We start from the raw sequence: 6,203 nt of genomic DNA, 5'->3' as shown, positions 1-6,203 counted from the left end.
GGCCGCCCCTGGAGGGCCTGCCGGAGTTGCGTGCGTGGTTCGCGCGCGACATCGGCGGCACGGTGGCCACCTCCGACGTGCTGATCACCTCGGGAGGGCAGAGCGCACTGACCACGGCGATGCGCTCACTGGTGGCACCGGGCGCGCCGGTGCTGGTCGAGTCGCCGACCTATCCGGGGCTGCTCGCGATCGCGCGCGCCGCCGGGCTGCGGCCGGTGCCGGTGCCGTCGGACGCCGACGGGGTGCGCACCGACCTGCTGGCGGACGCGTTCGCGGCCACCCGGGCACGAGCCTTCGTCTGCCAACCACTGTTCCAGAACCCGACCGGCGCGGTGCTGTCTCCCGATCGACGCGAGGACGTGCTGCGTATCGCCCACGCGGCGGGCGCGTTCGTGATCGAGGACGATTTCGCTCGCCGGCTCGCCCACGCGGACGCGCCCGCACTGCCCGCGCCGCTGGCCGCCGCCGACCCGAACGGCGTGGTGGTGCACATCCGTTCGCTCACCAAGCCCTCGTCGCCGAGCCTGCGGGTGGGTGCGCTCAGCGCGCACGGCCCGGCGTTCGAACGACTGCGCGCGGTACAGGCGGTGGACAGCTTCTTCGTGCCGCGCCCCCTCCAGGAGACCAGCCTCGAACTCGTCGGTGCCCCCGCGTGGCCACAGCACCTGCGCGCGCTCGGGTCGGGCCTGCGCGATCACCGGCAGGCCCTGATCGGCGCCCTGGGGCGGCTGTTGCCCGATCTGGTGCCGGATCGGTTGCCCTACGGCGGCTACCACGTGTGGCTGCGGCTCGCGGACGGCTCGGATGTAGCCGCGCTGACCGCCGCCGCGTTGCGGGCCGGCGTCGCGGTGACGCCGGGCGGCGCGTACTTCACCGCCGAGGCTCCGGCGCCGCACATCCGACTGAGCTACGCCTGCGCGGAGGGCACGCAACAACTGGTCGAGGGAGTGCGGCGGTTGCGGCACGCGTTCGTCGAACAGGGCGAGGCGTCGGATCGGTTCTGAGGCGCCGGCGCCGCACGGGCACGGGCACGCCACGACGTCACGTGCGTGGTGTGGTCCCCACGGGTACTTCGAAGATGATCTCCAGCCCGTCGATCTCGTCTATCTGCTCACCCACGCGGACGAATCCGAAGCCGACGATCGTGGCCAGCGACGCGGCGTTGTCCGGGCTGATGGTCACCCGCAGCGTTGCCACGTCGGGTTCGGCGGCGGCTCGCTCGGCCATCGCCGTGAGCATGGCCCGGGCGTAGCCGCGGCGGCGAAACTCGGGGACCACGGAGTAGCCCAACTCGACCATGCCGACCCGGTCGGGCGGCCCGTGAAAGCCGGAGTAGCCCACCACGACACCCTCCGTCTCGGACACGGCCGCACGCGCGAACCACCGTGCGCTGCCCGGGTCGTCGGCGACCTGGGCCAGGCGCATCCGCCAGAGCCGCCGCGCGGTGTCGGTCACGAAGTAGTCCGGGAGGGTGATCCCCGCGGCAGCGCCGGCCGCGTCGAGATCGCCGTCGGCCAAGGCGGTCATCGGCGGTCCGGCCAGGTCGACGAAACGCACGCGCGGGGGCGCGGTGGAGTCCGAGGGGGCGGATGCGGGGGTGGGCGAAACGGGTCCGTTGGTCATGTGCGGATCATCGGTGGGCGGTAGGGCCGTGTCCACCGGATTAGTCCCTCCTGTGGACGGCCCTGCGGGGTGTGGATACTGCGTTGCCGCCGGTCCGGACGTCTGTGAGGCTCGGCGAAACCGCAACGGAGCTTTGAGTTTCGGAGTCTTCGAACCTTCGAACCTTCGAGTTTTCGAGTGCGAGTGCGAGTCCGAGCTCGATCAGAGGGGGAACAATGAATGCCGTTCGCGAGGATCAGCCGCTGCGACCCGCACCGACGAGTGGCTTTCCGGAATGGCTACCGGAACTGCGCATGGTCGAACTGGGTTGGCTGGACCACATCCGCACCACGTTCGAGGCGTACGGTTTCGCCTCGATCGAGACGCCGTCGGTGGAGGCCCTGGACGTCTTGACCAAGAAGGGCGAGACATCGCAGGAGGTCTACACGCTGCACCGCCTCCAAGCGGATCCGGACGACGACAGCGACGCGCGCCTGGGCCTGCACTTCGACCTGACGGTGCCGTTCGCGCGTTACACGGCGCAACACTTCAACGATCTCGTCTTCCCGTTCAAGCGCTATCAGATCCAACGCGTGTGGCGCGGCGAACGGCCGCAGGCGGGCCGCTTTCGGGAGTTCGTCCAGTGCGATATCGACGTCATCAACGTCGATCGAACCCCGCTGTACTTCGACGCCGAGATGCCGCGGATCGTGCACGAGATCCTGACCGCCCTGCGCATCGGCGAGTTCCGCATCCACGTCAACAACCGCAAGATCCTGGAGGGTTTCTTCACCGGCCTGGGCATCGCCGATCCGGTCGCGGTGATCAGGGCCTTGGACAAGCTCGACAAGCTCGGGATCGACCGGGTCGCCCGGTCCCTCTCGCAGGACCTGAAACTCGACGACGCCCAGGTCGCGAGTTGTCTGAAGCTGGCCGGGATCCGCGGCGAGGACTCGTCGGTCGTCGAGGAGATCCGAGGGCTGGGGGTGCACAGCGACCTGTTGGCCGAGGGTCTGTCCGAACTGGCTTTCGTGCTGGACGCGTTGGCCGATCTGCCCCGCGGGTCGGTGATCGCCGACCTGTCCGTCGCCCGGGGTCTGGACTACTACACGGGCACGGTCTACGAGGGCAGGTTCGTCGAGTTCCCGGATTTCGGCAGTATCTGTTCGGGCGGTCGCTACGAGAACCTCGCCGGTGCCTTCATTCGGCGAGCCCTGCCCGGGGTGGGCATCTCCATCGGACTGACCCGGATCTTCGCGAAGCTCGCCGCCGAGGGTCGCCTGCCGATCGGCCCCAAGAGCCCCACCCAGGTCCTGGTCGCGGCGCCGACGACGGAGTCGTTCGCGGCGGCGGTACGAACGGCTGCGCGGTTGCGCGGGCGGGGCATCCGGACCGAGGTGTACCACCAGCCGGACAAGCTCCAGAAGCAACTGCGCTACGCACTGCGGAAGGGGATCCCGTACGTGTGGTTCCCGCCCACGGAAGAGGGGGCCGGGCACGAGGTGAAGGCGTTGGACTCGGCGGAACAGGTGGCCGCGGATCCGGAGAGTTGGGCGCCTCGGGTGGGCGTGGTCGGGGCAACCGAAGCGGGCGGGTAGCGCGCTCGCGGGGCGGACAAATCGGTGGCATCGACGGTGGGCGGCGGTTCAGGATGCGGGCATGACGCATACTCTCCTGGCGTTTCTCGGTGCCTGCACCCTGATCGCGGCAAGTCCGGGCCCCAGTTCGGTTCTGATCATCCGTCACTCGTTGCAGAGCCGGCGCGCGGGCTTGATGGCCGTGCTCGGCAACGAGACCGGCGTCTTCGTCTGGGGGCTCGCCGCCGCCTTCGGCTTCACCGGTCTGTTGGCCGCGTCCCGACTCGCCTACGACGTCATGCGCATCACCGGCGCGGTCGTCCTGGTCGGCTTCGGCGTCCAGGCGATCCGCGCAGCCCGCCGCGAGGGCATGGCCGGCCTCACCGCCGAGCAGACGGCGACCGGTGGTGCCGCGACCGAACCGGAGCGCGGAGCCGGACGGCGGGCGTACCGCGCGGCCCTCACCCTGAACCTGGCAAACCCGAAGGCAGCGGTGTTCGCGCTGTCGTTCCTTCCCCAGTTCGTCCCGGCGGGCGCGCCGCAACTGCCCACGATGGTCGGCCTGGCGGCAGTGTGGGCGCTCTACGAGATCGGTTTCTACAGCCTGTACGTCGCGTTCGTGCGGCGGATGCGCTCGGTGCTTTCTCGCGTCGCGGTTCGGCGGCGGTTGGAGGCGACCTCCGGGGTGGTCATGGTGGCGTTGGGGATCCGGATGGCCGTCGACGCCTAGTTCGTGGCGGCACGGCCCTGGGGGTTGGTCGGGGCGGGGCGTGGACGGGATGGTGGCGGGGGGCGTTTTGGTGGGGTCGGGGTGGGTGTTCCCACTCGTCCACCCGTTGCGCAGGGGTCGGGGGCCGCGGGTTTACGGCTCCCGGTGGGGCCTGGTCGGGCCACTGGTGCTTGGATGCAGGGGGGTGGTGTACACGAAGGGGGTTTGCGGATCATGCGGCTTGTACATACGTCCGATTGGCATCTGGGTCGTACGACGTATCGGCAGTCGCGCGACGGGGACTTCGAGGCGGTGCTCGCGGAGATCGTCAAGGTCGCCCGAGACGCGCAGCCGGATCTGATCGTGCACAGCGGGGACCTCTTCGACACTTACCGTCCGGCCGTGCGCGATCAGATGCTCGCGATGCGTACCCTCGGCGAATTGCAGGCCGTGGCGCCTACCGTGGTGCTGGCCGGCAATCACGATTCGCCCGCGCTGTTCGCGTTCCTGGACTTCATGTCCGCGAGTGGGGCCCGGCCCGGCGAGAAGCGGCTGACCTTCGTCGGTGCGCCGCCGGGCGCGGACCGCACCGGCGTGCTGGATGTCGAGACCCGCGCCGGGGATCAACGGATCCGGCTGGCCACACTGCCCTTCATCCACGCCAACCGGTTCCTGGACCTGTCCCCCGAGCCCGGCACCGCGCACGCCGACTACGCCACGGGCCTGCGGCGGGTCCAGGACGCTCTGCTGGCCGAATTGCACGCCGGCTACGAACCCGATCGGGACGTACTGGTCTTCGCCGCCCATCTGTTCGTGGCCGGTGCCACCCCCTCGTACAGCGAACGCGCCCTGGACATCACCGACACCTACGCGACGGACCCGGGCCACCTGCCCGCGGTCGCCTACGGAGCTCTCGGGCACATCCACAAACCGCAGGCCGTGTCGGGTACCCGGTTCGCCGCCCGCTACGCGGGCAGCCCGCTCCAACTGGACTTCGGCGAGACCGGCGAGACGAAGAGCGTGGTGATCGTCGACGCCGATCCGGGTCGGCCCACCCGAGTCGACCTCAAGCGGCTGCGCTCGGGGCGGCGGCTGGCCGAGTTCACCGGAACGCTGGCCGAACTGAAGCTGCGCGCCGCCAAGTTCACCGGCACGCTGCTCAAGGTCACCATCGTCAGCGAGTCCCCCGTCCCGCAGCTCGCCCGCGCCGTGGCCGCGGCCGTCCCGGGGGCCACGGTCGTCGACGTCGTCGGCGACTGCGCCGCGGAACGCGTGACCCCGCTGGGCCGCGACACGGCCGAGGTCGCCGAACCGGAACTCGCCGATTCCTTCCGCGACTACCTGTCCGCCGCCGGCACCCCGGGGCACGTCGCCGACGACGTCCTCGCAGGCTTCACCGCCCTGCTGGCCACACTCGACGACGAGGCGCCACCGCCCTGCGCCGCACAGGATCTCCTGGAGTCCGCGTTGCGCGACCCGTGGACCCACGACCACACCCGCATCCACGACCACCCCCACGGAGAGCCGGCATGAGGCCCATCACGCTGACGTTCTCGGGACTGCGCAGCTTCCCGGGGACGTGCGGCCCGCTGGACTTCACCGGCAAGAAGCTCGTCGGAATCCTCGGCGACACGGGGGCGGGCAAGTCCACTGTGCTCGAAGCGATGACCGCCGCGCTGTACGGCAAGTGTTCGTGGAGCGAAGTGGGAGTCGGCCAGCTGATCTCGGAGGGCAGTGCGACCATGTCGGTCGACTTCGTCTTCTCCGTGGGCGGCGAAAGCTGGCGCGTGCGCCGGGCCTTCCACGCCGATACCAAGCCCACCCAGGCCCTCTTGGAGAACCTGCGCACCGGCACCGCCATCGACAACGTGGGCAGCGTGAACCGGCGCATCGTCCAGTTGCTCAAGCTCGACTACAAGAGTTTCAAGACCGCCGTACTCCTGCCCCAGGGTCGCTTCGACGCGCTGCTCAACGCGACCGACGCGGAGCGTACCGCGATGCTCAAGTCGATCTTCGGGGTCGACGAGGTCCAGCGGATCCGCAGCCGTTCCGAGGTCGCCCGGGATCGCCTCGCCCAGCTCAACCACGATGCCGAGACGGCCCTCGCGCGGCTCCTGGACGACCCGATACAGGCTGCCGACGAAGCCGAGGGCGACGAGCACCGGGCTACGGAGCGAGCCGAACGCCTGCACGAGCGGCTGCGGACGTTGCGCGCCCGCCAGGAAGAGGCGATCGCGGCCCGGGAACACGCGCGGGCGACGGCCGCGGCGGACGCGATGCTGGCCGCCCATCGCGTGGACGACGCGCACGCGGCC

General features: G+C 70.3%; 6 protein-coding genes. 5 read left to right on the top strand and 1 reads right to left on the bottom strand.

Annotation, left to right across the window (positions count from 1 at the left end):
- Positions 1-1,004: PLP-dependent aminotransferase family protein (locus GT354_RS27230; RefSeq protein WP_161359024.1), on the top strand; the 1,004-nt coding region annotated here is incomplete at its 5' end.
- Positions 1,005-1,041: 37 nt separating this feature from the next.
- Here the strand turns inward: GT354_RS27230 and GT354_RS27225 are convergent.
- The gene (locus GT354_RS27225) at positions 1,042-1,623 is read right to left on the bottom strand and encodes a GNAT family N-acetyltransferase (RefSeq protein ID WP_161359023.1); all 582 of its coding nucleotides are present in this window, start codon (positions 1,621-1,623) and stop codon (positions 1,042-1,044) included.
- A 215-nt stretch (positions 1,624-1,838) separates the two neighbouring features.
- On the opposite strand from GT354_RS27225, the gene hisS reads away from it, so the two are divergent.
- The 4 genes from hisS to GT354_RS27205 form a co-directional block, all read left to right on the top strand.
- Entirely contained in the window at positions 1,839-3,200 is a 1,362-nt protein-coding gene (gene hisS / locus GT354_RS27220; RefSeq protein WP_161359022.1) for a histidine--tRNA ligase, read from the top strand.
- A gap of 61 nt (positions 3,201-3,261) precedes the next feature.
- Positions 3,262-3,909: a LysE family translocator gene (locus GT354_RS27215; protein WP_161359021.1), complete on the top strand. Its 648-nt coding sequence runs from the start codon at positions 3,262-3,264 to the stop codon at positions 3,907-3,909.
- Positions 3,910-4,122: 213 nt separating this feature from the next.
- The gene (locus tag GT354_RS27210) at positions 4,123-5,421 is read left to right on the top strand and encodes an exonuclease SbcCD subunit D (RefSeq protein WP_161359020.1); all 1,299 of its coding nucleotides are present in this window, start codon (positions 4,123-4,125) and stop codon (positions 5,419-5,421) included.
- The coding region (locus GT354_RS27205; RefSeq protein WP_161359019.1) for an SMC family ATPase at positions 5,418-6,203 on the top strand (786 nt) is incomplete at its 3' end. The genes GT354_RS27210 and GT354_RS27205, both read left to right, overlap by 4 nt.

Origin of the sequence: Streptomyces sp. SID3343, from assembly GCF_009865215.1 — a bacterium.
In the GTDB taxonomy this organism is placed as follows: Bacteria; Actinomycetota; Actinomycetes; order Streptomycetales; family Streptomycetaceae; genus Embleya.
Note: the sequence above shows the minus strand (reverse complement) of the source record. Positions and strands in the feature narration are given on the sequence as shown.

Bases quoted from the DNA above. Each gene is read 5' to 3' on its own strand.
- GT354_RS27225 (WP_161359023.1), bottom strand. From the start codon at position 1,623: ATGACCAACGGACCCGTTTCGCCCACCCCCGCATCCGCCCCCTCGGAC.
- hisS (WP_161359022.1), top strand. From the start codon at position 1,839: ATGAATGCCGTTCGCGAGGATCAGCCGCTGCGACCCGCACCGACGAGT.
- GT354_RS27215 (WP_161359021.1), top strand. From the start codon at position 3,262: ATGACGCATACTCTCCTGGCGTTTCTCGGTGCCTGCACCCTGATCGCG.
- GT354_RS27210 (WP_161359020.1), top strand. From the start codon at position 4,123: ATGCGGCTTGTACATACGTCCGATTGGCATCTGGGTCGTACGACGTAT.